The organism is Maribacter spongiicola, from assembly GCF_052119685.1.
GTDB lineage: Bacteria > Bacteroidota > Bacteroidia > Flavobacteriales > Flavobacteriaceae > Maribacter > Maribacter spongiicola_A.
Genome location: NZ_JBGQOO010000002.1, coordinates 131,036 through 156,364, shown reverse-complemented (window position 1 = coordinate 156,364; position 25,329 = coordinate 131,036). Strand labels below are relative to the sequence as shown.

Below are 25,329 nucleotides of genomic sequence, written 5' to 3'. Positions count from 1 at the left end.
ATGATCTAATTTGTAATGTAGCTCACACAATAAAACTTAATTTAGCAATCAAAATTGTGTTAAGTTGGATAATAATTTGCTGTTAAAGTTACGACAAGATATAGAGGGAGATGTACGATTCGATAATCTTACCAAGACTATTTATGCTACAGATGCATCAGTATATAGAAAAATACCTTTAGGAGCTGCTTTTCCGAAGTCAGTAGACGATATCAAAAAGATTATAAAGTTTGCAAACGATCAAAGCATCGGACTAATACCGAGAACTGCCGGTACATCTTTGGCAGGGCAATGTGTAGGCGATGGTTTGGTAGTTGATGTATCTAAGCATTTTACAGAAATCATAAGCCTAGATCAAGAAAAAAAGCAAGTAACTGTACAGCCAGGTGTTATTAGAGATGAGCTAAATCAATATTTAAAACCTTTTGGATTGTTCTTTGGTCCTAATACATCAACTTCAAATAGATGTATGATCGGTGGTATGGTGGGTAACAATTCATCGGGTACCACATCGATTCAATACGGGGTAACGCGAGATAAGGTTATTTCGATGAAAACTATTTTATCAGACGGTAACGAAGTTGAATTTGGAAGAATAACAGCGGATGATTTCAAACAAAAACAGCAAGAAAATACACTTGAAGCATCACTTTATAATAGTATATTCAAAGAACTAGATAATAAAACGATAGCTTCTGAAATATTAGAGCATTTTCCGAAACCAGAAATACATAGAAGAAATACAGGTTATGCTGTAGATGAGTTATTGAAGTCAGACGTATTCGGGGGTAATTTGCCTTATTTTAATATGGCAGAATTACTATGTGGGAGTGAAGGAACATTGGCTTTTACTACGGAAATTACAGTTCAGTTAGATGATTTGCCACCAGCCTTATCGGCAATGGTGGTCACCCATTATACATCTTTAGAAGATTGTTTAATGGATGTGGTGCCAGTGATGGAGCACCCATTGCAATTGTGCGAAATGATGGATAAAGTCATCTTAGATTGCACCAAGAACAACCGTGCGCAATTGGCGAATCGGTTTTTTGTAGAGGGTGATCCGGCAGCATTGTTGATGCTACAAGTGTCGGCACATACAGAAACTGAATTGAAAGAGGCTGTTGAATCGTTGCAAAAGACAATAGCGCAATCGGGACTTAGTTATGCTAATCCTGTATTATTTGGAGATCAAATACCTAAAGCAATCGAGCTACGTAAAGCAGGTTTAGGTCTGTTAGGGAATATAGTGGGTGATATGAAGGCGGTAGCCTGTATAGAAGATACTGCAGTGGCTTTACCTGATTTAAAAGATTTTATTGCTGAGTTTTCTGAAATCATGAAGGGGTATGGGCAAAGTGCTGTGTACTATGCACATGCAGGTGCTGGAGAATTACATTTACGACCTATTCTAAACCTTAAAAAATCTACAGATGTTGGGTTATTTAGAGATATAACCACCGATGTAGCCAAATTGACCAAAAAATATAAAGGTTCATTTAGTGGAGAACATGGCGATGGTATTGTTCGTGCAGAGTTTATACCATTAATGATCGGAGATAAGAATTATGAACTTCTAAGAAGAATTAAATCTTATTTTGACCCGAAAGGTATATTCAATCCGGGTAAAATTGTGGATGCTTACCCTATGGATAAGTCTTTTAGATACGAAGTAGACCGTAAAGAGCCCGAGATTAAGACCTTGATGGATTTTTCTGATAGTGAGGGGATACTTAAGGCAGCTGAAAAATGTAATGGTAGTGGTGATTGTAGAAAAACGCATCATATGAGCGGTGGTATGTGCCCTAGTTATCATGCAACCAAGAATGAAAAGGATACCACTAGAGGTAGAGCGAACACCTTAAGAGAGTTTTTGACGAACCCAAATAGCACAGCAAAGAATAGTTTTGATAGTCCTGAAATTAAAGAAGCATTCGACCTCTGCTTAAGTTGCAAGGCTTGTGCAAGTGAGTGCCCTAGTAACGTAGATGTAGCCACTTTAAAAGCAGAGTTTTTATATCAATATCAAGAAGCAAACGGCTATTCTTTACGAGGAAAATTGTTTGCTTACAATACCAAGTTGAACGGATTAGGAAGTAAGGTTTCGGGCTTAACAAACGCGATTTATGATTCCAAATTTCTAGGCGGATTGTTGAAAAAAACAAGCGGAGTAGCTAAAGAACGGAGTTTACCTAAAGTTTATAGCTTTAATTTCGATAAATACCTTCAAGAATATGGTAGTCAAAATATTAAGTCAAAGAGAAAAGTAGTAATATTTATTGATGAATTTACCAAATACCTTGATATTGAAGTAGGGAAAGATGCTATAGAATTATTGACAAAACTTGGCTACGATGTTCAATTGTACTATGCTGAAAGTGGGAGAACATTTTTTTCAAAAGGCTTTTTAAAGCAGGCTCAAAAGCTAGCGATTAAGAATACACAAGAATTAAAGAAATTCGCAGATGCAAGTTTGCCTGTGCTGGGTTTAGAGCCTTCAGCAATTTTATCTTTTAGAGATGAATACAAACGTATGACATCAGATAAAGAGACCGCTCAAAAAATAGCCGATAACTCATTTTTAATTGAAGAGTTTCTAGCAAAGGAAATTGCAGATGGGAATTTGAGTTCTTCAGATTTTACAGATGACGCTAGAGATATTAAAATTCATAATCACTGTCATCAAAAAGCATTGAGTAACCAGAAAGTTACTTTTGATGTATTGAATCTACCTACAAATTACAAGGTCACCATTATAGCATCAGGTTGTTGTGGTATGGCTGGTTCTTTTGGTTATGAAGAAGAGCATTATGAGACAAGCATGAAAATCGGAGCTCTAAAATTATTCCCTGCAGTGAACAAATCTAGTCTAGAAACCATCATCGCCGCTAATGGAACAAGTTGTAGACATCAAATTTTTGACGGTACTAAAAGAATAGCGAAACATCCAGTAAGTATCTTAAAAGAGGCTTTGGTAAACTAGTCTGTTAGATCGTTAATCTCTTTTTGGTTCTTTAGTTCCCTTTCCTTCCGTTGCGTTATAGTATCCATAAGCTCGTTCATGTCCATTGATTTAAGATCTTCATCCATATAAAACGATGCGAGCTTATCATTCTCGTAGCGGTAAAGTTTCCAACGTTTAAAAGAGTATTCAAGAGCTGTCATATGCTTTACCCAATCACCGGAGTTTAGGTAAAGACATTCTCCTTTTTTAGTTTCAAAGACTTGTTTGTTCGGAGCGTGACTATGACCGCAAATGACATGGTCAAAGTGCTGTTTAATGGCCATTTTAGCTACATTTTTTTCAAAAAGTGCTATTTGCCGTGAATCACGCTCTCCATATTCCAATTCCGGATTAGTGAATGGTTTATTCTTTTTTCCGAATAAATGAAGGGTTTTTGTCTTCAGTTTGGCAAGTTTTAAAAGCATATCAAAACCGGTTCCACCAAAATTCAAAAGCCAATGCGAGTGTCTAAATGAAAAATCGAAAATGTCTCCGTGAAAAAAAAGGGTATTTTTTCCGTTCAATTTTAAAGAAAGTCGATTAGAAACTTGTATGGCACCCATATAAATTTCATCAATTTTACGAAAAGGTTCGTCGCGGTTACCGGTTATATAATGCACATCGGTACCTTTTGACGCCAACGAAAATATCTTCTTAACTACTTTTAAATGAGAAGGGGGAAAGTAATTGTTACGCATTTTCTTTGCGTCAAGTATATCACCATTTAGAATTAATATTTTAGGATCTATACTAGATAGGTATGTTAGTAATTCTTCTGCATGGCAAGCATAAGAACCTAAGTGAATATCAGAAAGCACAACTATTTCAAGACGTCGTTTTTTCAAGGGGATAATTTTTATGGCAAAATTAAACCTATTAGTATATGCACTTACTATATACTTGGTCAACAATTTTTAATCATAAGGTTAAATAATCTTTATCACAAATAAGTAATGTTAAGCTAATATTATGCGCTTTTTAAATTTTTCATTCCAGCGATTAACATTTACCTTTGAAGCCAGTTGATTTGTAAGGTTTGCAATCAGTATTATATCATTAAGAACATACGTATTATGGCCGGAAATACCTTTGGAAACATATTTAGGGTAAGCACTTTTGGAGAATCTCACGGAAAAGCAATTGGAGGAGTTATAGATGGTTGTCCCTCAGAAATAGAATTAGATCTCGAAGCCATTCAACATGATCTTAATCGTCGTAAACCAGGTCAATCTGCCATTGTTACTCAACGAAAAGAGCCAGATGAAGTAGAGTTCTATTCGGGAATTTTTGAAGGAAAAACTACGGGAACGCCAATAGGTTTTGCTATTCATAATACCAATCAAAAATCTCAAGATTACGGACATATAAAAGATTCATATAGACCATCGCATGCAGATTATGTGTATGATAAAAAATACGGATTTAGAGATTATCGTGGTGGTGGTAGAAGTTCTGCACGAGAAACGGCAAGTAGAGTAGTGGCAGGTGCTATTGCAAAGCAGTTTTTGAAAGGAGTAGAAATTCAAGCTTTTGTATCTCAAGTAGGTAATATGAGTTTGAACAAACATTATACAGAATTAGATTTATCTTTAACAGAAACAAATGATGTTCGTTGTCCTGACCCAGAAATGGCAGCAAAAATGGAGGAATATATCAAATCCATTAAAAAAGACGGAGATACCATTGGCGGTATAATTACTTGTGTAGCTAAAAATGTACCGATTGGTTTAGGAGAGCCGGTTTTCGATAAGCTCCATGCCGAATTAGGGAAGGCGATGTTATCTATAAATGCAGTAAAAGGCTTTGAATATGGTAGCGGTTTTGAAGGGGTTAAGATGAAAGGTAGCGAACACAACGATCAATTTAATAATGACGGTTCTACAAAAAGTAATTATAGTGGTGGTATTCAAGGTGGAATAAGTAACGGAATGGATATCTATTTCAATGTTGCTTTTAAGCCGGTAGCAACGGTAATTCAAGGCTACGAAACTATTGACAAAGAGGGTAATACCATTAAAACACAGGGCAAAGGTAGACACGATCCTTGTGTGGTGCCAAGAGCTGTGCCTATAGTAGAAGCAATGACCGCATTGGTTTTGGCAGATTATGCCCTTTTAAACCGAACCATTAAATTATAGGTTGGGTTTTTAGCACTTTTCCTTGCAAAATACTATCTTACTTCCCTAAACTACTTTATATATGAGGAAGCTTGAGTTGCATTGGCAAATTCTAATAGGAATGTTAGCGGGAGTTTTATTTGCTTTAGCCATGGTTCAGCTAGATTGGGGACCAAAATTTATTTCAGATTGGATCAAGCCATTCGGTAATATTTTCATCAACTCGTTAAAGCTTATTGCAGTACCTCTTATTTTAGGTTCTTTAATCAAAGGCGTTTCTGATTTAAAGGATATTTCTAAACTTTCTCAAATGGGCGGTCGTACCATTGGTATTTATATAGCGACCACCGTTGTAGCGGTTACCATCGGTTTAGGTGTTGTAAACGTTGTAAAACCTGGTGCTTCGATAACAGAGGCAACTAGAACAGAACTTGTTGAGAATTATAAAGGTGATGCTGATGCCATTAAAGATAAGGCAGATAAGCAGCAAGAAGCCGGACCGTTACAAGCTTTGGAAGATTTGGTGCCGAGTAATATTTTTGCTGCAGCTTCGGATAACGGAAACATGTTACAAGTTATCTTTTTTGCTATATTTTTTGGAATCGGATTGCTACTTATTCCCGAAGAACAAGCAAGTCCCGTTAAAAAGTTCTTTGACGGCTTCAATGAAGTTATTTTAAAGTTAATCGACTTAATAATGCTAGCTGCACCTTATGGCGTTTTTGCCTTGTTAGCGGCGTTAATTGTAGAATCTCCAAGTCTGGATTTATTTAAAGCACTAGCATGGTATGCCTTCTGCGTTGTTTTAGGCCTATCATTAATGTTATGCGTGTACTTACTAATGGTATGGGTTTTTACAAAAACATCTCCAAGTGCATTTATGAAAGGTATGTCGCCAGCTCAACTACTAGCATTTTCAACGAGTTCAAGCGCAGCAACCTTACCTGTAACCATGGAAAGGGTAGAAGAGCATTTAGGTGTCGATGAAGAAGTAACAAGTTTTGTATTGCCTATCGGTGCAACCATAAATATGGATGGTACCAGTTTATATCAAGCGATTGCGGCTGTTTTTATAGCCCAGGCATTTGGTATGGATTTGAGCTTATCAGCACAATTAGGAATTATTGTTACCGCGACGTTGGCTTCAATAGGTAGTGCGGCAGTTCCGGGAGCTGGAATGGTTATGTTAGTCATTGTTCTAGCCCAAGCTGGAATTCCTGAGGCGGGGTTAGCATTAATTTTTGCTGTTGATAGACCGTTAGATATGTGTAGAACAGTAATCAACGTGTCAGGCGATGCAACTGTGTCTATGGTTGTTGCAAAATCTCTAGGAAAATTACATGATCCAAAAGTTAAGAATTGGGATGATAATTATAAACAAAAGGAAAATTAGGACTTAACCAAGTCCTAATTTTTTTTAGATTTTTTATCTTTCAACTTATCGGCTGCATCTGTAGCATCTTTAAAATTAAGATCATCATCTACAACATCTTTATAAGCTTGAATCCATGCATTTCTAAATATTCTGGTAACTGTCGGCCACATTTTTGTTTTGACATTGTTTAGGTCGCCTTCTACCGGAATTTTTGTTGCTAGAGTATCTTTCTTATGGTTTTTTAGAACAAATTTAAAGAAGCCCACGAATCCTTCCCATAGCGTTTGTAGAAATCCATCGTCTTTGCCGATTAATTTGGCATTTTTAAGTATGGGTTTAAATGAACCTTTCATATAACCATCGGCAATAGCCAGTTCCCCAAATAAATCGAAAGAACCTTCGTCAAAATCGATTCCAGCATAATAGTTGGTAAAATCATTAAGCGCAATAGCGTTGGCATTTTCTAGGCTAAAAGAAACATCCATGTCAGGAATTTCCTTTACCAAATTCATGTCACCATTTAAAATTACATTTCCATTGCCTATAGATGTTGCTGTGGCGTGTATATTTGAAGGTAATGTTCTCGATTTTTCCACTACATTTCGAAGATTAGAAGCTGATAATTGAACGTTGGCCAAGTGTAAATCAATATTTGGGTCAGCTTGTAATTGTAAAAAAGCAAATTTTCCATTATTGATTGTTAGTTGGTTAATATCAATGGGTACTAAATCGGTTAATGCCTTCGACCAGTCATCTGTATTTGCTTGACCGGTTGTATCTTGTTGGTCTTCAAAAACATAAATAATGGTAGGTTCCGACATTTCAATCTCGCTAACTATTTTACCATGAAAAAGCGCATTCCATTCTACAGAAATATCAGTTTTTTTAAAATCGAGAAATGGAATTTCAGAATTTGCCTTCACCGTGTTCAAGTACATACCATGTATCGTGTAGGCCCCTCGAATAATAGATAAGTCAATGTCTTTTACCTGACCATAGTAGCCGGGTATATCTGCAAGAACATTATTTACATAATTCTTTATAAAATAGGGTAGAGAAAGTCTAATAATAACCAATAGTGTTATTAGGATTATAGGTAATGCATACCTTTTCTTTTTATATCTTTTACGCTTAACCTCGCTCATGGTTTACTTTGAAATTATCAAACAGGTAAAAGGTAAATGTTAAAAATCTAACGAACACTACAAGAAATCGTTAGAGGTAAAAGAAATCTTCTTTGAATTAAAATTTGGTGGAAAGGAAGAGCAATAGTAATTATTAAATGAATTTGCTCTTTAATTCTGCTGTAGGTATCATGCAAGCTTCTTTTTTGCCATACCACTTATATCTATTTGCTGCAACAAAATCGTATACGATATTTCTAAAAGACTCTGGCAACCATACTAAAATAGTAGATACGGTGTTAAGTCCTTTCAAATCCTTACCAATTTCAAGGGCTGCAGTAGATTTGGTATAGTACGCAATATTCGGTTCTATAAGAATAATAGAATCAACCTCATTAGTGTCGATATTACGTTCATTCAATAATTTTTTCCCCGTTTCACTTTGAATGGCAGCGTATCTAAAAATATCATTTTTATCTCGCTTTATGGCAAATTGAACACTGTTGTTGCATAAGTTGCAAACACCATCAAAAAGAATGATTTTTTTATTTGAATTCACATTGCAAAAATAAAACAATATTTAATCAACATCTCACAACATTTTTATAATATCCTATCAGTGTATAATTGATAAAAAGCATAAGTTAAAATCTATAACAATACTTTTAGTTGTAATTATATCGTATACGATTTTGTGTAACTAACTTAATATCAGTATTATTTTTTTCTTTCAACCAATTCTAACTGATCTACACTTACGTTGGTGGTAAAAATGCCATAGTTAACTATAGCCTTACCTTTTTCTAGTGAATCTATGCTGCCTACGGCTTTACCATCAAGCATTCGAACACGATCTCCGATTTTGAAAACAGGTTTAGGTTTATTTTTTTCTTTGAAAATTGCTTTCTTCTTTTCAATTTTCTTTTTCTCACGAATAACCTTAACCTCTTGTTGAACTTCTTGCGCAACGGCTACTTTTTTAGCCCTTTCAGCTTTTGCTTGGTTAGCAGTTTTCTTCGTTCGTTTACTATTCTCGGTTTCAACGATTCTTAATAGTTCTGAAACCAATGGGCGTTTCTTATTATCTTGAAAATACTTGTCTGCCGCGACATTTACCTTATTCCCTAACTGTATCATGCGCTGATCATGGTCGTAGAGTTCTTGATAGTTCTCTAATTTAGATTTGACCTTTGCATTTAACTTTTCTAAGCGTTGACCTTCTTCTCGAGCTCTAATTTCCTCTTCTTTTAGTCGAGAACCTGTTTCAGCCATTTTACTACGCTCTTTCTGTAGTTTGGCTATTGTTGCATCGAAACGAACCTTTCCACGTTCAATTTTTTTCTTTGCTTTATTAATAAGAGAGTAGGGTATACCGTTCTTTTGCGCAACTTCAAAAGTGAAAGAACTACCAGCTTGCCCTAAAATCAATTGAAAAGTAGGCTCTAATGTTTTTCCGTCGAATAGCATATTTGCATTCGTAACATGTGGTAATTCGTTGGCAAGTGCTTTTAAATTGGCATAGTGTGTCGTAATTACGCCATAAGAACCACGCTCATAAAAGACTTCTAAAAATGCCTCTGCCAAAGCACCACCTAATTCCGGATCACTGCCGGTACCGAATTCATCAATTAAGAATAAAGTTTCGCCATCGCAACGCTTTAGAAATTGGTTCATGTTTTTTAAGCGGTAACTATACGTACTTAAATGATTTTCAATGCTTTGGTTGTCTCCGATGTCCGTCAAAATCTTCTTAAAGAAACAAACCTCACTTCTTTCGTGAACGGGTATCAACATGCCACTTTGAAGCATTACTTGAAGTAACCCAATCGTTTTAAGCGTAATACTTTTACCACCTGCATTGGGTCCGGATATCACAATAATCCTATTCTCCGAGTGTAGTTCAATGGTTTGTGGATACGTTTTTTCGCCCTTTCGCTTATTATTTAAAAATAATAGCGGGTGGTAGGCATCTCGTAGATATAATCTGTTGTTTAAATTTATATTCGGTAACAGAGCATTGATATCTTCCGCGTGCTTTGCTTTGGCTGCAATAACATCTACTTGCGTCAAATAAACTTGATAGTCGCTTAAAAGAGCTCTAAATGGTCTTATTTGGCTCGTTAATTGCTTAAGAATGCGCTGAACTTCTTCCTTCTCTTCAAATTCCAAATTATTAAGCTCACGACTATATTTTAATGCAGCTTCGGGTTCGATATAAACTATGCTTCCGGTCTTTGAGGTTCCCATTACGGCACCTTTTACTTTTTTGCGATACATTGCCTTAACTGCTAATACACGTCTATTTTCTACAACAGATTCTCTAATTTCATCTAGGTAATCAGAAGAATTATAGGTGTTTAGGGCAGTTCCAAAACTTTGGCTGATCTTTCCACGTACCAGATTAATTTGTCTTCTTATTGAAAATAATTGATCAGATGCATTGTCTTTCACTTCACCGAAACGATCAATAACATCATTGATTAAAATCGGAATTTGATTGTTTGGTTCAAGTTTTAAGGCAAATTCAAAAAATAAAGGATAATATTCCTTGAATTTTTTAAAGAATTTCTGATGTTGCTCAACAGTAATGCAAATACCGGCAATTCTTTTAAATCCTTGTAGTTCTAAAGTCGTGTTCTCAATTTTGAGCAGCTTTAAATCATTATTTATGCTGTCGAAACCGTGATTGGGAATCCGGTTTTCACTAATTAACGACGAAAGATACTCCGCCGTTTTTCCCAATTCGATTTTTATAACTTCTTCGGTTATAAAAGGGGCAATTTCCAAGGCTGCCTCCTTGCCTAATTCGGTATTACAACGAGCAGATACTTGCTTTAATACAGATGGAAATTCTAAGTCTTGTAATGTTTTGGAATGTATGTTAGCCACGTTATGCTTTAATAAGCTACAAAGGTACGCATTGACAATGAATTGTAATAGGGGCAGATTGGCTTAGATAATTATTCCTTACTAGTTAAAAGGAGTACAACTATAGAAAAAATTATGTTTAGATAACTGAACTAACCATTGCTTAAAGCTGATGAAATCTTAACTTTGAGAAGGTCAAATATTTAAGGGAGAATAATGAATATCAGTTTGAATACAGGTTGGGAAAAACAATTAAAAGGCGAACTTTTTAAACCCTATTTTAAGAATTTAATGTCGTTTGTGACGCAGGAATATGAACAGCATACCTGTTATCCGAATACTACGGATATTTTTTCTGCATTCGATAAATGTAGTTTTGAAAATGTAAAAGTCGTGATTATAGGTCAAGACCCCTATCATGGTCCTGATCAAGCAAATGGTTTATGTTTTTCGGTAAAAGACGGTATTAAGCATCCACCTTCATTAATTAATATTTTTAAAGAAATAGAGACAGATTTAAGTATCAGTTATCCAGAGAGTGGTAATCTCGAGCGATGGGCAGCACAAGGCGTATTGCTACTAAACGCTACACTTACTGTTAGGGCTCATGAACCTGGTAGTCACCAAAAACAAGGTTGGGAGGTATTTACCGATACGGTGATCTCAAAACTATCTAAAAATAGAGAACAAATAATTTTTATGCTTTGGGGCGGTTATGCCAAGAAAAAAGCAAAACTTATTGATGCGAATAAGCATTATTTATTGACCTCTGGACATCCTTCTCCGTTAAGTGCCAATCGAGGATATTGGTTCGGAAACAAACATTTTTCATCTTGTAATAAAATTTTAGAAGATTTAGGCAATAAAATTATAGTATGGTAAGTTAGATACTTATTAAAGCTATAAATTTAAATAGTGCTTTGGTGCACAGTAGTAGGTAATAATTTAAATAACAACTCAAATGAATAACTTAGAAAGGTTAAATACTATTTTATTGGTAGACGATGATGATGCGAGCAACTTCTTACATTCCATCTTTATCAATAAATTAGACATGGATGTGAATATTAATTCTGCCCTTAACGGTCAAGAAGCTATTGACTTTATTCTAGGCAAAGGTCAAGAGAATTTAGAATTACCATGTATGGTCATGTTAGACTTAAGAATGCCAGTTATGGACGGGTGGCAGTTTATGAATGCTTATGAAGAATTGGTTCCTAAAAAACTAAAGGAACAGATTACGATTGTTCTTGTTACGATTAGTGATAACAAAGAGGATAAAGAACGTGCTATCGCCAATGAATATATTGCCGATTTTGCCCAAAAACCTCTATCTGATGAAACGTTTAAAGCGTTAATTCAAAAGCATTACAGTTTAGCTACTATTTAAATCATCTAAGAATATCGGATATCGGAATTGATTTTTCTATTAAAGTCAATTCCTTCAGGGTATGTTGAACTTTAATCAACATATGTTCTGGTAGTTGTTTCTGGCTCCATTCTGTCAGTTGTAGCCATTCTTGAATATCTTCTAATTTTTGATTATACCTATTTGCTAAAGTAGAATCAATACGTGGAATTTGTTTAAATTCAGCCGTATACATATTTATGACTTCAAGTATATGGTTCAAAACTCCCTCGTTTTCCTTTAAAAAATCTTTTGTTCCTACCAATACAAAACACGGCCATGGCGTAGGGCAGTTACCTAAATGCCTAAATACACCACTATCTACAAGAGGCTTTGTAGTAAAACGCTCCCACATAAAATAGTCGGCACTACCGGAAGACAACCCTTCAACGGCTCCGTCTAAATTATTTACTAAATCGAATTTTAAATTTTCAGTGTCCCAGCCCATTTCTGTTGCTTGAACATAAGACATGAGGTGGCTACCGCTACCAAATCTGCTTATTGCCGCAGTAGTGCCCTTTAAATCGCTCAAAGAGGTATATGAACTATTCGCGTCAACATGAATTCCCCATAAAAGCGGAGAAGCAATGTATTCTTGAATAATTTTAACCTGATTACCTTCGGTAATACTTTTTACGATTCCTTCAGTTAAGATTATAGCAAGGTCGGTTTCTTTGTTTTTAAGCATTTCGCTCATTCTACCTGTACCTTCAGGAACTTCTGTCCATTCTAAGTTGATACCTCTTTCTTCAAAAGCACCTTCCTCAATAGCTAAGTGCCAAGGAAGATTAAAATGTTCTGGTACACCAATAATCTTAACAGTTTTCATCTAATTTATTTTTAAGGTAATCGTAAATGGCATATTGAGAGCGTATTTTTTCTTGATTAGCAGTTTGCTCTACCCTTTTATTGGAGTTTTCCACATCTAAAACACGGGCCTTTTGGTTATCATTAAGCTGTAAAGTCAAAATATGTTTTAGCTCATCAAAAATATCAGGGTCTAAAATAGGCGTCAATACTTCAATTCGCCTATCTAAGTTACGCGTCATCCAATCAGCAGAACCGATGTACATTAATTCATTTCCTCCATTTTCGAAAAGGTATATTCTACCATGTTCCAAATAGCGATCCACAATACTGGTAATGTAAATATTATCTTTCATGCCATCAGTAGGGTGTTCATTAGCAGTTAAATAGCAACAAAAGCCTCTAACTATAAGGCGAACATTTACACCTGCATTAACAGCTCTGTATAAAGCTCTAATCATATCAGAGTCTTCAAGACTGTTCATTTTTGCTGTAATGGCAGCTTTTTTACCTTCACGAGCAGCATTGATTTCGTTTTGAATGAGGTTTAAGAATGTAATTCTGGTGGTAAAAGGAGAAACCATTAATCGTTTTAGTTTCGGTACGATTATTTTTCGCTCCAAAACTTGAAATACTTGACCTAAATCTTTAGTTATTTTTTTATCAGCAGTAAAGAGTCCGTGATCGCAATATATTTTTGATGTTTTGGCATTAAAATTACCCGTACCTATATAAGCATATCGTTTTACTTTATCATCTTCATTGCGATAAACCATGGCAATTTTAGAATGCACCTTAACTTGCGGAATACTAAAAATTACTTTTGCACCTTTATCTTCAAAAATGCGCCCCCATTTAATATTGTTGGCTTCATCGAAACGGGCTTGGGCTTCAACAAATAGGGTAACTTGTATATTATTATCTAAGGCTGTTAGAATGGCATCTGCCAGTGAAGAAGATTTTGCAATACGGTAAATCGTCATTTTAATGGCGTTTACTTGAAAATCTGTAGCCGCTGCGGTAAGAAAATCTTCAACCACTTTAAAATCTTGATATGGAAAATGTACCAATTGGTCTTTTTTAGCGATACTGTCAAATATATTCTCGCTACTTGATAATTCTTTATGTAATAGTGCCGGTTTAGCTTGGTATTGCAAATGTTCAGTACCTTCAGGAAGCGGAAAAGAAAAGAAATCAGATAAATTGTGATAGGTACCACCAGGTGATAAATCGACACTACCCAGTTTAAAGTCATTTTTAAGGGCATCGATGAGCCAATTTGGCATCGATTCGTCGTAAAGTAATCTCGTCGCTTGGCCTGATAATCGTTTGTCTAAAGAATTATATATTTTCTCTACCAATTCAATATTAGAATAGTCGTCTTCTAAATATAGCTCGGCATCTCTAGATAATTTAATTGAATAACAATCAATAACTTCTCTGTTGGGCAGTAGTTTTTGAATATTGAGCTTAATAACATCATCTATAAATGTAAACTGATGTCCGTCGCCAGGTAAACGTATAAACCGCTCTTGATCAGTAGGTATTTTAACAATATTGTAAGAATGATTAGGATGTGTAACCGCTAAATATAGGGCGCCGTCTCTTAATTCATCTTCTATTTGGTGTATGGCGCAAGATGCTTCTATCGTTTCATCGAATGCCGTTGCTAAAAATTGTTTTTGTTCTTGTGTAAAATTTGACGTATTCCGAAAAAAGATACTGTGGTCTTCAAGTTCAGCTAAAGTGCTTGCAATTACTTTTCCGAATTGAATTTGGTGTTCATTGATTGTTTTTAGAATATGCTGTAACGTGCTATTCGCTTTAAACATTAGTTTTTTGCGAAATTTCTTATCTAACTGTTTAATTTGACGCAATTGCGATACGCGTACCTTGAAGAATTCATCTAGGTTTGAGGAGAAAATCGCCAGGAATTTTAATCTTTCTAATAAAGGGGTATCCTTATTTTCAGCTTCAAGTAAAACACGTTCATTAAAGTAGAGCCAATTAATATCTCTATGCTTTAAGTTTTCTTTTTTCATGCTAAAATTTCAGTAAAAATAAGAAGTACCAGGGTAAGAAAGTGATAAATGTTTGTTAAGCCAATTTTTTCAAGCATAATTCAATAAGCCTATCGACAGATTCGGTAGGTGTAGCAGAAAATTCGCCAGTAGATCTATTTGCTACAATACAATTTAACGATACTGCTTCATGACCTAATAGCTGTGCAAGTGCATAAATACCCGAAGTTTCCATCTCAAGATTGGTCAATTTTAAGTCCTTGTAACTGAATGTAGATAATTTCTCCATCAATTCCATTTGGCTAGGCTTTATTCTCAATTGACGCTGCTGTGGACCGTAAAAGCCGGTATTTGTTGCTGTAAAGCCTAATCGTATACGATTATCAAAAAACGATTCACCTAGTTTTTCAGAGTACGAGAGCACATATGGTCTTGCTTTGAAAGCATCCCAAGAAGTATGTGCTATAAATTCATCTTCTATTTCAGGAAAGTTGATTTTATCATGCTCGTAGAAATGTAAAAGTCCGTCAAAACCAATAGAATATTTACTGATCAAAAACGTGTCAACAGGAATATCAGGTTGAATGGCACCGGTTGTACCTATTCTTATAATATTTAAAGAAGTATGATTCGCCTTAAGTGTTCTAGTCTTTAAATCAATATTTACCAGTGCATCTAATTCGTTTAAGACAATATCGATATTATCTGTGCCAATACCTGTAGAAATTACAGAGATACGCTTACCGTTCAAATGACCGGTATGGGTATGAAATTCACGTTTACCTTTTTTTACCTCAATAGTATCGAAATGACGAGACACTTGACTTACCCTATCTGGATCGCCAACGGTAATTATGGTAGTTGCAATATCTTCTGGTAATAAATTAAGATGGTAGATACTACCATCTTCGTTGATGATAAGCTCAGCAGGCTTTAGTTGCATGCTATAATTTTAAAATTCTGTTAGTAGAGGTATTATATAGGAAATTGTATTTCAATGCGCCTCCTAAATACACATCGTTGTCTTGAATACAAGAGTAATAACTCGTTTTACCTTCTAGAATTTCCTTGCCTTTTTTAGATATTCGAACAGGGTTTAAGCTAGTAATTAATGGCTTTAACCTTGTTAACGCCCGGTCGTACTGTGTATTTGAAAAACCAAGGTTGCCTTGGTTTTTTAGTAAAACATCCATGTATTCTGTTTTCGATTTCGGTTTTTTGTCGACCGCTAATTTTAAAATGGTATTCTCCATTTCATTTAAACCGTTGTTTATACTCGGAAAACGTTTTAAATGAGATTTAACGGCATCACCAAGATAATCGAACTGATAATCTTTGAAATCCGTTAAATTCTCTAATCGAATTGGGTTATTGCTACAATATAGCTGCCAAACATAATCGGCATACTCGGTATCATCTTGTGTTAATATCTTTTTATTCTTGTAAAGATCTAATAGCTGCTCATTAGTAAGCTCGTTAAGACTATACATTTTGTCTGTTTCATCTTCATTACCACTACAGACCAAAGATATTTGAGCGTATTTTCTATGGGTAAGCAGCCAACTGATAACAGCTAGCATATTCACTTGACAAAAAAGATCATACTCGAACCAAAGTACAATATGATCTTGCTGTTTATGGCTACATAATGACCTATATTCTTTCAGGGTTTTCTCAATAAACCATGATTTTGAAACTTTATAGTTTTTATGAAGAAACTCGAAACGAGCTTTCCAGAAGGTTTCTGTACCTACGGTTGGTAATGTTTGACCTTCACAAAGCATTTCGCGCCAAGTAATGACATCACCACCTAAATTTAATTTTTGAAGACGTTCGGTGAAAACATCCCCATTGGTAATGTGCAAGAGAGAACTCATACCAGGTTTGATTTAGTTTAATTAGAATAAAAATAATACTAATAACAACGTTAAAAAATTATTTAACAGAAAACAAATGGAACTTTAAAAGTAAGTTATTTTACTAAACTATCCACCTACACGCTTGACTGCGAAACCTTTATCTTTAAGTAGAGCCATAATTTTATCGCGATAATCGCCTTGAATAATAATTTTATTATCCTTAAAACTACCGCCAACACTCAATTTTGTCTTTAATTCTTTAGCCAGCTTTTTAAAATCTTCATCGGCGCCGGTATACCCTTCTAAGATGGTAATAGGTTTGCCCTTTCGCTTTTCGTACTTGCAAATGATCGGGTCATCTTGAAGCCAAATGTCTTTTTTTGCTTCATTTTCAACCGGAACATCTTGTTGTTCGTGATCAGGAAATAAATTTTTTAACTGGTCTTTAAGGTCCATTGTGGTTATTTTTTAATTAACCCTAGTTCGATTAAGCGCTCATGAAGAAATTCACCTGCAGTAATATCAGTATAAAGTTTAGGGTGCTCTTCATCAATACAGTTCTCTAAACAATTTAAAGGCATTTCGCTAACTGGGTGCATAAAAAAGGGCACCGAATATCTTGATGTTCCCCATAATTCTTTTGGAGGATTCACCACTTGATGAATAGTCGATAAAAGTTTGTTGTTTGTTAGTCTAGATAACATATCGCCAACATTGATCATTAATTGATCGGGTCTTGCGATAGCATCTACCCATTCACCTTCGTGGTTTTGAACTTGTAATCCTTTACCATGTGCTCCCATTAAAAGCGTTATTAGATTAATATCACCATGAGCTGCAGCTCTAACTGCGTTTTTAGGCTCGGAGGTAATTGGTGGGTAATGTATTGGGCGCAATATTGAATTTCCGTTTTTGATAAATTCATCAAAGTAGAATTCATCAAGATTTAAATGAAGGGCTAAGGCACGTAAAACATATTTAGCTGTTTTTTCTAACATCTTATAGGTTTCTTCTCCAACTTTATTAAACTGTGGTAATTCTTTTACCATCACATTAGCTGGGTATTCCTTTTCTAATTCATCATTATCCTCCACATACTGTCCGAAATGCCAAAATTCTTTTAAATCGCCTTCTTTTCTACCTTTTGCATGTTCCTTACCGAAAGAAGTATAACCACGTTGACCGCCTATTCCTTCAATTTGGTAACCATCTTTTACTTCGCCGGGCAAATCAAAGAAATCTTTAATTTCAGCATATAAAGAATCTACTAACTTGTCTGAAAGAAAGTGACCACCTAAGGCAACAAAGCCAATTTCTTCAAAGGCTTTTCCAATTTCATCAATAAACTTTTGTTTTCTTTTTGGGTCGTCAGAAAGAAAATCGGATAAATCTACACTAGGTACTAAGCTCATATTGTAAAGAATTTGTGTAAAATTAATAATTATTGTGGATTTACAAGCCTTGTTATAATCTATACTTTTTATTTGCTTTTTTGTTACATTTATATTTTAATAGTCAAAATTGACCAAATCAATGAATTACACCGATTTTAAAGTAGCTGACAATATAAAATTAAAGCTATATAAATCAATGCTTAAACCTCGAATGATTGAGGAAAAGATGTTGATTCTTCTAAGACAGGGTAAAATATCTAAATGGTTTAGCGGCATAGGTCAAGAGGCAATTTCTGTAGGTGTTACTACTGCATTGAGTAGTGATGAGTACATTTTACCTATGCATAGAAATTTAGGTGTATTTACTGCAAGAGAGATTCCTTTATTTAGACTTTTCGCACAATGGCAAGGTAAGGCAAGCGGATTCACCCAAGGAAGAGACCGTAGCTTTCATTTTGGCACACAAGATTATAAGATCGTTGGTATGATATCGCACTTAGGACCGCAATTAGGTGTGGCAGATGGTATAGCCCTAGCTCATAAATTAAAATATGAAAAGAACGTAACTGCTGTATTTACTGGAGAAGGCGCCACAAGTGAGGGTGATTTTCATGAAGCATTAAATGTCGCTTCTGTCTGGAATTTACCAGTTCTTTTCTGTGTAGAGAATAATGGTTACGGGCTGTCAACGCCAACCAATGAGCAATTTAAGTGTGAACATATTGCAGATAAGGGGGTAGGATACGGAATGGAGTCTCATATAATAGATGGTAATAACATATTAGAGGTCTATTACAAGGTTTCGGAATTGGTTCGGGATATGAGAATAAATCCAAGACCTATTTTGTTAGAATTTAAAACATTTCGCATGCGCGGACATGAAGAGGCAAGTGGAACAAAATATGTACCCCAAGAGCTTTTAGATGTTTGGGCAGAGAAAGATCCATTAGAAAATTTTACGCAGTATTTGATAAGTGAAAGACTCTTGACAGAAAATAGTATAGCTACTTATAAAGAGGAAATACAAGTTGAAATCGACGAAAATTTAAAATTAGCCAATGAAGAAGAGGCAATTATACCAGATCAAAGTAAAGAATTAAGTGAGGTATATCAAAATTTTGATTTAGTAGAGATTGAGCCTAGTAATTTTGTAAATAATATTCGTTTGGTAGATGCTATTTCTGAAGGATTAAGGCAGTCGATGCAAAAATTTGATAACCTAGTTATCATGGGGCAAGATGTTGCAGAATATGGTGGTGTGTTCAAAATAACGGAAGGCTTCGTAAACGAATTTGGTAAAGAGCGCGTTCGCAATACACCTATATGTGAATCGGCAATTGTATCTGCGGCAATGGGCTTATCTATCAATGGTATGAAGGCGGTTATGGAAATGCAATTTGCCGATTTCGCCAGTAGCGGCTTTAACCCAATTGTCAACTATTTAGCTAAAAGTTACTATAGATGGGGAGCGAAAGCAGATGTTGTAATTCGTATGCCTTGTGGAGGCGGAGTATCTGCCGGACCGTTTCATTCACAAACAAATGAAGCTTGGTTTACCAAAACTCCCGGATTAAAAGTGGTATATCCCGCATTCCCATATGATGCGAAAGGGTTGTTGACAACAGCTATAGAAGATCCAAATCCTGTTTTGTTTTTTGAACATAAGGGGTTGTATAGAAGTTTATATCAAGATGTGCCAGCTTATTATTACACGTTACCTTTAGGTAAAGCAAGTTTGTTAAAACAAGGTGATCAAATTACGATTGTCACTTACGGTGCAGGAGTACATTGGGCTTTAGAAACTTTAGAAAAGAACACTGATATTCGTGCTGATTTGTTGGATCTAAGAAGTTTACAACCTTTAGATACGATAGCGATTTATGAATCTGTACAGCGTACTGGAAAATTAATTATTTTACAGGAAGACAGCCTTTTTGGGGGAATAGCAAGTGATATATCGGCGATGGTAATGGAGAATTGTTTTCAATACCTAGATGGTCCTATAAAAAGGGTGGGTAGTTTAGAAACGCCGATACCTTTTAATACCAAGCTTGAAGAGCAATATTTATCCAAGTCTAGGTTCGAATCTGAATTAAAAGAACTAATAGCATATTAGTAAACTAACTTATAAAATGTCTATCCGGCATTATTAAATGAGCAATTATTAGAATTCGGGGTATATATCTAAACATTATAATCTCGATTATTGAGTAAACCCGTCAACAAATTTGTTAAAAGAGGTAATAGGTACAATTATTTAGCAGCATCTTTGGGTGGTAATTGGTCGAATATTTAAAATGTATCCATCCAAAAAATACCATTAAACGTATATAGATTAAACCTAAATAAATTTACTTATGAAAAAAATGATTTGGCTTTTTAGTATCGTACTTGTAATATCTTCATGTTCAGTGTCAAAAGATGCGAGAGGAAAGAGAAATTTGCTAAGTGGCACATGGACATTAAATGATGTTTCCTTTGAGGGTAATACAGGCAATGTAAAGGCGGTATTATTTAATGACGTAGAAGATATTTGTCTAGAAGGTAGCGAATGGTTCTTTAGAGATAACAATAGTACCGGTAGATACACTATTAATCAATCTACATTTTGTACCGGTGGAGACCGTTATATTAGATGGTCTGTTGTAGAACGTGAAGAGAATTACACTAGCCAGTTACAATTTAAATTCATTAATGAAAAAAATCAAGATATTTCTGGTGGTGCAGGTTATCGTTTAAATATCGAGAACTTGACCGAATCGGCAATGACATTAAAATCTAATGTCATGGTCGAAGGTGCCCCTATAAATGTGGTGTATCAATTCAGTAAAAAATAAAAACCTACTTAAATTTAAAATAAGCATATGAAAACAATGATAATTCGAAGAACTAGTTATGTAATCGCTCTTGCCATGGTAATGAGCTGCAGTACGGTTAAAAATGCAAATAAAACTCAAAAAGGTGCTGTTATAGGCGCTACGGGTGGTGCCGTAATCGGTGGTGTTTTAGGTAACAACGTTGGTAGTGGTAATAATACTGCTCTTGGTGCAATTTTAGGTGCAGCCATAGGTGGTGCAGCCGGTGGTTATATCGGTAATAGAATGGACCGTCAAGCAGAACGTATCGAAGAAGAAATACCTGGTGCAGAAGTAAAGCGTGTAGGTGAAGGTATCAATGTTACATTTAATGAAGATGCGGGTGTTTATTTCGATACCAATAAATCTAATGTTCAAGGTACATCTGCAACAACATTAAATAAACTAGTTGGTATTTTTAAAGAGTACCCACAATCTAATATTTTAGTAGAAGGGCATACTGATAGTGCTGGTGCCGATGAATATAACCTTACCCTTTCAAAACAAAGAGCAGAATCTGTTACTAATTATTTAATTAGTCAGGGTATCGATGCAAGCCGATTTGATACCAAGTGGTATGGCGAAACGCAACCTGTTGGAGATAATACGACTACTGCAGGTAAAGCTAAGAACAGACGTGTAGAATTAGCTATTGTTGCTAGTGAGTCTTTAAAACAGGAAGCACAGACAAAGACAAACTAAGAACTATATATTATGGTTTAGCGTTAAAATAAAAGCCCTGCATATGCAGGGCTTTTTTGTTTTTGGTGTAACTTTCATGCAGTGAAAGAACACGGCATACTTATTATAGGAGGCGGATTAGCGGGTTTGACTGCTGCTATTCATTTGGCCTCGGAAGGATTGGATGTTGCCGTGATTGAAATGCAGCCATATCCCCATCATAAGGTGTGTGGAGAATATGTCTCAAAAGAAGTCGATCCTTATCTAAAACGGGTAGGGGTAGATTTAAAAGTTTTTGGAGCTGTAGATATTTCGAAATTTCAGATAAGTACATTAGACGGTTTCATTATTGAGACCGATTTGCCATTAGGCGGATTCGGAATAAGCAGGTTTGCTTTTGATCAGCTTTTATGTACAAGGGCAATCGAGCTAGGGGTTACTTTTTATTTTGAGAAAGTAATTAATACAGCCTACGACAATAATCGGTTTACAATCAGTACAAAATCTAATACCTACACCTCAAAAATAGCCATCGGCGCTTATGGTAAGCGCTCTGTTCTAGATAAGAAAATGGAGCGGGCATTTAGTGATAAAAAACAATCTTGGTTGGCTGTGAAGTCCCATTACAAAATGGCTGATTTTCCTGATGCGCTGGTAGGTTTACATAATTTCGAAGGTGGTTATGGCGGATTGTCAAAGACGGAAACAGGAGATGTCAATTTCTGTTATTTGGTTAATTATAATAGTTTCAAAAAATTTAAGGATATCAGTAGTTTTAACTCCAACGTTATAGCAGTAAATCCATTTCTGAATAAGTTTTTAGAAAATGCCGAACCTATTTTCGAGCAACCTATGACAATTGCCCAAATTGCATTTGATAGAAAAGAAAGTGTCGTTGGTCATATGCTAATGTGTGGTGATACTGCAGGGCTCATTCATCCGCTTTGCGGTAATGGTATGGCGATGGCTATTCATAGTGCTAAGATTGCTTCAGAATTGACATTGCGCTTTTTTAATGACCCAAAATATACGCGTGAGCTTTTGGAACGAGATTATAAAAAATCATGGTCAAAGGAATTTAGTAATCGATTATGGTTCGGGAGAAGATTACAGGGTGTATTAATGAATAAAACATTAGTTTCAATGGGAATTAAATCCGTCGGAAAATCAAAATCAATAGTAAAGTTTATCATTTCAAAAACCCATGGACAACTGATTTCATAATGGTAGATTTTAAGCAAAGAAGTTCAGAAATTGAGATTATGGATACCTTTTCGGGTACTACAACTGAACTAGAAGCTATACTTCAAGATATTAATAAGGTAAATAAATTATTAGGGGGTTATAGTATTACTTTAAGTGCTGTTTTTGAGCTGATTGGTTCAGGAATTAAAAAATCGTATACGATTTTAGATATGGGTTGTGCCGAAGGAACCATGCTAAGAAAGCTTGCAGATGAAGCCAGAAAAAAGAATATTACTTTACAATTGATAGGTGTTGACTTTAATGAACAAAGTTTACAGTTAGCACAGCAATATTCAACCGATTATCCTGAGATAAGTTACTTGAATACCGATATTTTAAAAACTGATTTTTCTGAGTGGAATGTTGATGTGGTCATGACGACATTAACCTTGCATCATTTTACAGATGAAGGAGTAGTTGAGTTTGTAAATCGTTTTGTAGAAATAGCAAAGTTAGGTGTCGTCATAAATGATTTGGAACGGAGTCCCGTTGCGTATTATTTATTCAAGGCATTCAGTTTCTTCTTTATAAAAACTGAGATTGCCAAGAAAGACGGACTCTTATCTATACGAAGGGCGTTTAAAAAGGAAGAATTAGAGCATTTTGCCAATAAGGTTACAACCGCATCACACCATATTCAATGGAAATGGGCTTTTAGATATATATGGGTTTTAAAAAAGAAGTAGTAGATTGAAGATTAATAATAATTATGAATCACACAAAAATTGTTAGCGTTACTAAAGAATTACCCGCGTTTTATAGAGATACAAAAGATATCATTCCACTAGTAGAGTTTTGGCTAAGCGGGCAAGAAGAACGCTTTTCACGAAAAGTGGTAAAGATTTTTGAAGGTGCCGCAGTAGATAGGCGGTATTCCATTATGCCACCCGAAGAAGTGTTCGTAACCACCTCTTTTGAAGATAAAAATAAAATATATAGTAGGGAGGCTAAACGTATGGGTTCGAATGTGCTCAGAAATGCCTTGCAGAAAAGTAATTGGGACGCTTCATCTATCGATTATATTATTACCGTTAGTTGTACCGGTATTATGATTCCGTCTTTAGATGCCTATTTAATTAATGAATTGGGGTTGCGACAAGATGTGGTAAGATTGCCAGTTACAGAAATGGGTTGCGCTGCGGGAGTTTCGGGACTCATCTATGCACACAACTTTTTAAAGTCAAATCCTGGTAAGCGTATTGCTTTGGTTGCTGTAGAGAGTCCAACTGCCACATTTCAGCTAGAAGATTATTCCATGGCAAATATGGTAAGTGCAGCAATTTTTGGAGATGGTGCGGCATGTGTGTTGCTATCGTCAGAAGTAGATGCTGTCGGTCCAAAGATTATAGGTGAAGAAATGTATCACTTTAAAGATGCTACACAGATGATGGGATTTGATTTGACCAATCACGGATTAAAAATGATTCTTGATCCTGCTGTACCCGAAACAATTTCGAATCATTTTTCTGATATTGTACATCCATTTTTAGAAAAATACGGCAGTGATATTCAGAACGTAGACCATTTAATTTTTCATCCCGGAGGAAAGAAAATAGTGCAAACCGTAGAATCACTTTTTGGTGCCTTAGGCAAGAATATTGATGATACAAGAGAAGTTTTAAGACTTTATGGAAATATGAGTAGTGCCACTGTTTTATACGTGTTAGAACGTTTTTTAGAAAAAGATATATCAGAAGGCGAACAGGGTTTGATATTAAGTTTTGGTCCCGGTTTCTCGGCTCAACGTGTATTGATAGAATGGTAGTATAATCAAATAACAACTATGAAAAATACCTATTGGGCTTTGATTTTAGGAGGAAGTAGCGGACTCGGATTAGCTACGGCGAAGAAATTGGCTAAACACGGTTATCATATACTAATTCTTCACCGAGATAGACGTGCCGATATGGAAGTTATAGAAATGGCGTTTAATGAAATTCGTTCTTATGGTAATGCAGTTATTGGCATGAATGTAGATGCTTTGAATGCAGCAAAGCGACCAGAAATTGTAGCCCAAATTCAGCAAAATTTACCTGAGGGAAACCAGTTAAAAGTATTGGTACACAGTGTGGCTAAAGGAACCCTAAAGCCCATGTATTCAGAAAACGGACCTACATTAACCGATACTGATTATAGAATTACTTTTGATGCGATGGCTCTGAGTCTATATGAATGGACAAAAGCTTTGGTAGAAGCCAAGCTTTTTGCAGAAGATACGCGGGTTATATCGTTTACAAGTGAAGGGAACACCAAAGCATTACCAAATTATAGTGCTGTTTCGGTAGCTAAAGTAGCTTTAGAAGCATTGACTAGAAGTATGGCATTAGAATTTGCACCGATCGGTATAAAAGCAAATTGCATACAAGCTGGTATTACTATGACTAAATCGTTATCTATGATTCCGGGTTATGAGCAGATCAAAGAAAATGCGTTAAAGAGGAATCCGAATAATCGATTGACAACTCCCGAAGACGTCGCAAATGCAGTGTATTTGCTTACAACCGATGAAGCAAAATGGATTACGGGTACGGTTATTAAAGTTGATGGTGGTGAAAGTTTAATATAAGATGT

22 protein-coding genes are annotated in these 25,329 nt (G+C 35.5%); 12 read left to right on the top strand and 10 right to left on the bottom strand.

Features of this window, described 5'->3' with window-relative positions:
* Positions 1–64: 64 nt before the first annotated feature.
* Entirely contained in the window at positions 65–2,983 is a 2,919-nt protein-coding gene (locus ACEN2N_RS04835) for an FAD-binding and (Fe-S)-binding domain-containing protein (protein ID WP_441823265.1), read from the top strand.
* On the opposite strand, the gene ACEN2N_RS04830 is transcribed toward ACEN2N_RS04835, so the two are convergent.
* Positions 2,980–3,849: a UDP-2,3-diacylglucosamine diphosphatase gene (locus ACEN2N_RS04830; RefSeq protein WP_441823264.1), complete on the bottom strand. Its 870-nt coding sequence runs from the start codon at positions 3,847–3,849 to the stop codon at positions 2,980–2,982. The two genes, ACEN2N_RS04835 and ACEN2N_RS04830, sit on opposite strands and share 4 nt — an antisense overlap.
* A gap of 228 nt (positions 3,850–4,077) precedes the next feature.
* Here ACEN2N_RS04830 and aroC point away from each other — a divergent pair, with 228 nt between their 5' ends.
* A complete protein-coding gene (gene aroC / locus ACEN2N_RS04825; protein WP_441823263.1) occupies positions 4,078–5,142 on the top strand; it encodes a chorismate synthase in 1,065 nt (354 codons plus the stop codon).
* A 61-nt stretch (positions 5,143–5,203) separates the two neighbouring features.
* Entirely contained in the window at positions 5,204–6,514 is a 1,311-nt protein-coding gene (locus tag ACEN2N_RS04820) for a dicarboxylate/amino acid:cation symporter (RefSeq protein WP_441823262.1), read from the top strand.
* A 14-nt stretch (positions 6,515–6,528) separates the two neighbouring features.
* On the opposite strand, the gene ACEN2N_RS04815 is transcribed toward ACEN2N_RS04820, so the two are convergent.
* The 3 genes from ACEN2N_RS04815 to ACEN2N_RS04805 all read right to left on the bottom strand — a co-directional run bounded on the left by ACEN2N_RS04815 (position 6,529) and on the right by ACEN2N_RS04805 (position 10,509).
* Positions 6,529–7,641, bottom strand: a complete 1,113-nt coding sequence (locus ACEN2N_RS04815) for a DUF748 domain-containing protein (RefSeq protein WP_441823261.1) — start codon at positions 7,639–7,641, stop codon at positions 6,529–6,531.
* Between the two features lie 133 nt (positions 7,642–7,774).
* A complete protein-coding gene (locus ACEN2N_RS04810; RefSeq protein WP_441823260.1) occupies positions 7,775–8,179 on the bottom strand; it encodes a thiol-disulfide oxidoreductase DCC family protein in 405 nt (134 codons plus the stop codon).
* Between the two features lie 158 nt (positions 8,180–8,337).
* Entirely contained in the window at positions 8,338–10,509 is a 2,172-nt protein-coding gene (locus tag ACEN2N_RS04805; protein ID WP_441823259.1) for an endonuclease MutS2, read from the bottom strand.
* Positions 10,510–10,704: 195 nt separating this feature from the next.
* On the opposite strand from ACEN2N_RS04805, the gene ung reads away from it, so the two are divergent.
* Both ung and ACEN2N_RS04795 read left to right on the top strand, forming a co-directional pair.
* Positions 10,705–11,370: a uracil-DNA glycosylase gene (gene ung, locus ACEN2N_RS04800; RefSeq protein ID WP_441823258.1), complete on the top strand. Its 666-nt coding sequence runs from the start codon at positions 10,705–10,707 to the stop codon at positions 11,368–11,370.
* Between the two features lie 79 nt (positions 11,371–11,449).
* A complete protein-coding gene (locus tag ACEN2N_RS04795; RefSeq protein ID WP_441823257.1) occupies positions 11,450–11,878 on the top strand; it encodes a response regulator in 429 nt (142 codons plus the stop codon).
* A gap of 1 nt (position 11,879) precedes the next feature.
* Here ACEN2N_RS04795 and ACEN2N_RS04790 read toward each other — a convergent pair whose 3' ends face one another.
* The 6 genes from ACEN2N_RS04790 to ACEN2N_RS04765 all read right to left on the bottom strand — a co-directional run bounded on the left by ACEN2N_RS04790 (position 11,880) and on the right by ACEN2N_RS04765 (position 17,995).
* The gene (locus ACEN2N_RS04790; RefSeq protein WP_441823256.1) at positions 11,880–12,725 is read right to left on the bottom strand and encodes a substrate-binding domain-containing protein; all 846 of its coding nucleotides are present in this window, start codon (positions 12,723–12,725) and stop codon (positions 11,880–11,882) included.
* Entirely contained in the window at positions 12,712–14,745 is a 2,034-nt protein-coding gene (ppk1, locus tag ACEN2N_RS04785; protein WP_441823255.1) for a polyphosphate kinase 1, read from the bottom strand. The genes ACEN2N_RS04790 and ppk1 overlap by 14 nt, the downstream gene beginning before the upstream one ends.
* A 55-nt stretch (positions 14,746–14,800) precedes the next feature.
* Positions 14,801–15,667 (bottom strand): nucleoside phosphorylase, encoded by an 867-nt coding sequence (locus ACEN2N_RS04780; RefSeq protein WP_441823254.1) that lies wholly within the window; start codon positions 15,665–15,667, stop codon positions 14,801–14,803.
* A 1-nt stretch (position 15,668) separates the two neighbouring features.
* On the bottom strand, positions 15,669–16,601 hold the full coding sequence (locus ACEN2N_RS04775) for a DUF1835 domain-containing protein (protein ID WP_441823253.1): 933 nt from the start codon (positions 16,599–16,601) through the stop codon (positions 15,669–15,671).
* A gap of 108 nt (positions 16,602–16,709) precedes the next feature.
* Positions 16,710–17,039, bottom strand: coding sequence for a translation initiation factor (locus ACEN2N_RS04770; protein WP_441823252.1), 330 nt, complete (start codon positions 17,037–17,039; stop codon positions 16,710–16,712).
* 5 nt (positions 17,040–17,044) lie between these two features.
* Positions 17,045–17,995 carry an isopenicillin N synthase family dioxygenase gene (locus ACEN2N_RS04765; protein WP_424000233.1) on the bottom strand — a complete coding sequence of 317 codons (951 nt, stop codon included), beginning with the start codon at positions 17,993–17,995 and terminating at the stop codon, positions 17,045–17,047.
* A gap of 121 nt (positions 17,996–18,116) precedes the next feature.
* Between ACEN2N_RS04765 and ACEN2N_RS04760 the strand changes: the two genes are divergently transcribed.
* From ACEN2N_RS04760 to ACEN2N_RS04730, 7 genes are all read left to right on the top strand, one after another.
* The gene (locus ACEN2N_RS04760; protein ID WP_441823251.1) at positions 18,117–20,093 is read left to right on the top strand and encodes an alpha-ketoacid dehydrogenase subunit alpha/beta; all 1,977 of its coding nucleotides are present in this window, start codon (positions 18,117–18,119) and stop codon (positions 20,091–20,093) included.
* A gap of 241 nt (positions 20,094–20,334) precedes the next feature.
* A complete protein-coding gene (locus ACEN2N_RS04755; RefSeq protein ID WP_424000229.1) occupies positions 20,335–20,814 on the top strand; it encodes a lipocalin family protein in 480 nt (159 codons plus the stop codon).
* Positions 20,815–20,841: 27 nt separating this feature from the next.
* A complete protein-coding gene (locus ACEN2N_RS04750; protein ID WP_424000227.1) occupies positions 20,842–21,534 on the top strand; it encodes an OmpA family protein in 693 nt (230 codons plus the stop codon).
* A gap of 81 nt (positions 21,535–21,615) precedes the next feature.
* Complete coding sequence (locus ACEN2N_RS04745; RefSeq protein ID WP_441823250.1) at positions 21,616–22,737, top strand: NAD(P)/FAD-dependent oxidoreductase; 1,122 nt, start codon at positions 21,616–21,618, stop codon at positions 22,735–22,737.
* Positions 22,737–23,444, top strand: a complete 708-nt coding sequence (locus ACEN2N_RS04740) for a methyltransferase domain-containing protein (RefSeq protein ID WP_441823249.1) — start codon at positions 22,737–22,739, stop codon at positions 23,442–23,444. The genes ACEN2N_RS04745 and ACEN2N_RS04740 overlap by 1 nt, the downstream gene beginning before the upstream one ends.
* Before the next feature lie 23 nt (positions 23,445–23,467).
* Positions 23,468–24,523, top strand: a complete 1,056-nt coding sequence (locus tag ACEN2N_RS04735; protein WP_441823248.1) for a type III polyketide synthase — start codon at positions 23,468–23,470, stop codon at positions 24,521–24,523.
* 18 nt (positions 24,524–24,541) lie between these two features.
* Positions 24,542–25,324, top strand: coding sequence for an SDR family oxidoreductase (locus ACEN2N_RS04730; RefSeq protein WP_441823247.1), 783 nt, complete (start codon positions 24,542–24,544; stop codon positions 25,322–25,324).
* Positions 25,325–25,329: the final 5 nt, after the last annotated feature.

Excerpts from the sequence above, each read along its gene's own strand:
- ACEN2N_RS04735 (WP_441823248.1), top strand. The coding sequence starts at position 23,468 with ATGAATCACACAAAAATTGTTAGCGTTACTAAAGAATTACCCGCGTTT.
- ACEN2N_RS04760 (WP_441823251.1), top strand. The coding sequence starts at position 18,117 with ATGAATTACACCGATTTTAAAGTAGCTGACAATATAAAATTAAAGCTA.
- ACEN2N_RS04740 (WP_441823249.1), top strand. The coding sequence starts at position 22,737 with ATGGTAGATTTTAAGCAAAGAAGTTCAGAAATTGAGATTATGGATACC.
- ACEN2N_RS04815 (WP_441823261.1), bottom strand. The coding sequence starts at position 7,641 with ATGAGCGAGGTTAAGCGTAAAAGATATAAAAAGAAAAGGTATGCATTA.
- ACEN2N_RS04765 (WP_424000233.1), bottom strand. The coding sequence starts at position 17,995 with ATGAGCTTAGTACCTAGTGTAGATTTATCCGATTTTCTTTCTGACGAC.
- ACEN2N_RS04755 (WP_424000229.1), top strand. The coding sequence starts at position 20,335 with ATGAAAAAAATGATTTGGCTTTTTAGTATCGTACTTGTAATATCTTCA.
- ACEN2N_RS04750 (WP_424000227.1), top strand. The coding sequence starts at position 20,842 with ATGAAAACAATGATAATTCGAAGAACTAGTTATGTAATCGCTCTTGCC.
- ACEN2N_RS04770 (WP_441823252.1), bottom strand. The coding sequence starts at position 17,039 with ATGGACCTTAAAGACCAGTTAAAAAATTTATTTCCTGATCACGAACAA.
- ACEN2N_RS04820 (WP_441823262.1), top strand. The coding sequence starts at position 5,204 with ATGAGGAAGCTTGAGTTGCATTGGCAAATTCTAATAGGAATGTTAGCG.
- ACEN2N_RS04730 (WP_441823247.1), top strand. The coding sequence starts at position 24,542 with ATGAAAAATACCTATTGGGCTTTGATTTTAGGAGGAAGTAGCGGACTC.
- ACEN2N_RS04795 (WP_441823257.1), top strand. The coding sequence starts at position 11,450 with ATGAATAACTTAGAAAGGTTAAATACTATTTTATTGGTAGACGATGAT.
- ung (WP_441823258.1), top strand. The coding sequence starts at position 10,705 with ATGAATATCAGTTTGAATACAGGTTGGGAAAAACAATTAAAAGGCGAA.
- ACEN2N_RS04790 (WP_441823256.1), bottom strand. The coding sequence starts at position 12,725 with ATGAAAACTGTTAAGATTATTGGTGTACCAGAACATTTTAATCTTCCT.
- ACEN2N_RS04775 (WP_441823253.1), bottom strand. The coding sequence starts at position 16,601 with ATGAGTTCTCTCTTGCACATTACCAATGGGGATGTTTTCACCGAACGT.
- ACEN2N_RS04780 (WP_441823254.1), bottom strand. The coding sequence starts at position 15,667 with ATGCAACTAAAGCCTGCTGAGCTTATCATCAACGAAGATGGTAGTATC.
- aroC (WP_441823263.1), top strand. The coding sequence starts at position 4,078 with ATGGCCGGAAATACCTTTGGAAACATATTTAGGGTAAGCACTTTTGGA.
- ppk1 (WP_441823255.1), bottom strand. The coding sequence starts at position 14,745 with ATGAAAAAAGAAAACTTAAAGCATAGAGATATTAATTGGCTCTACTTT.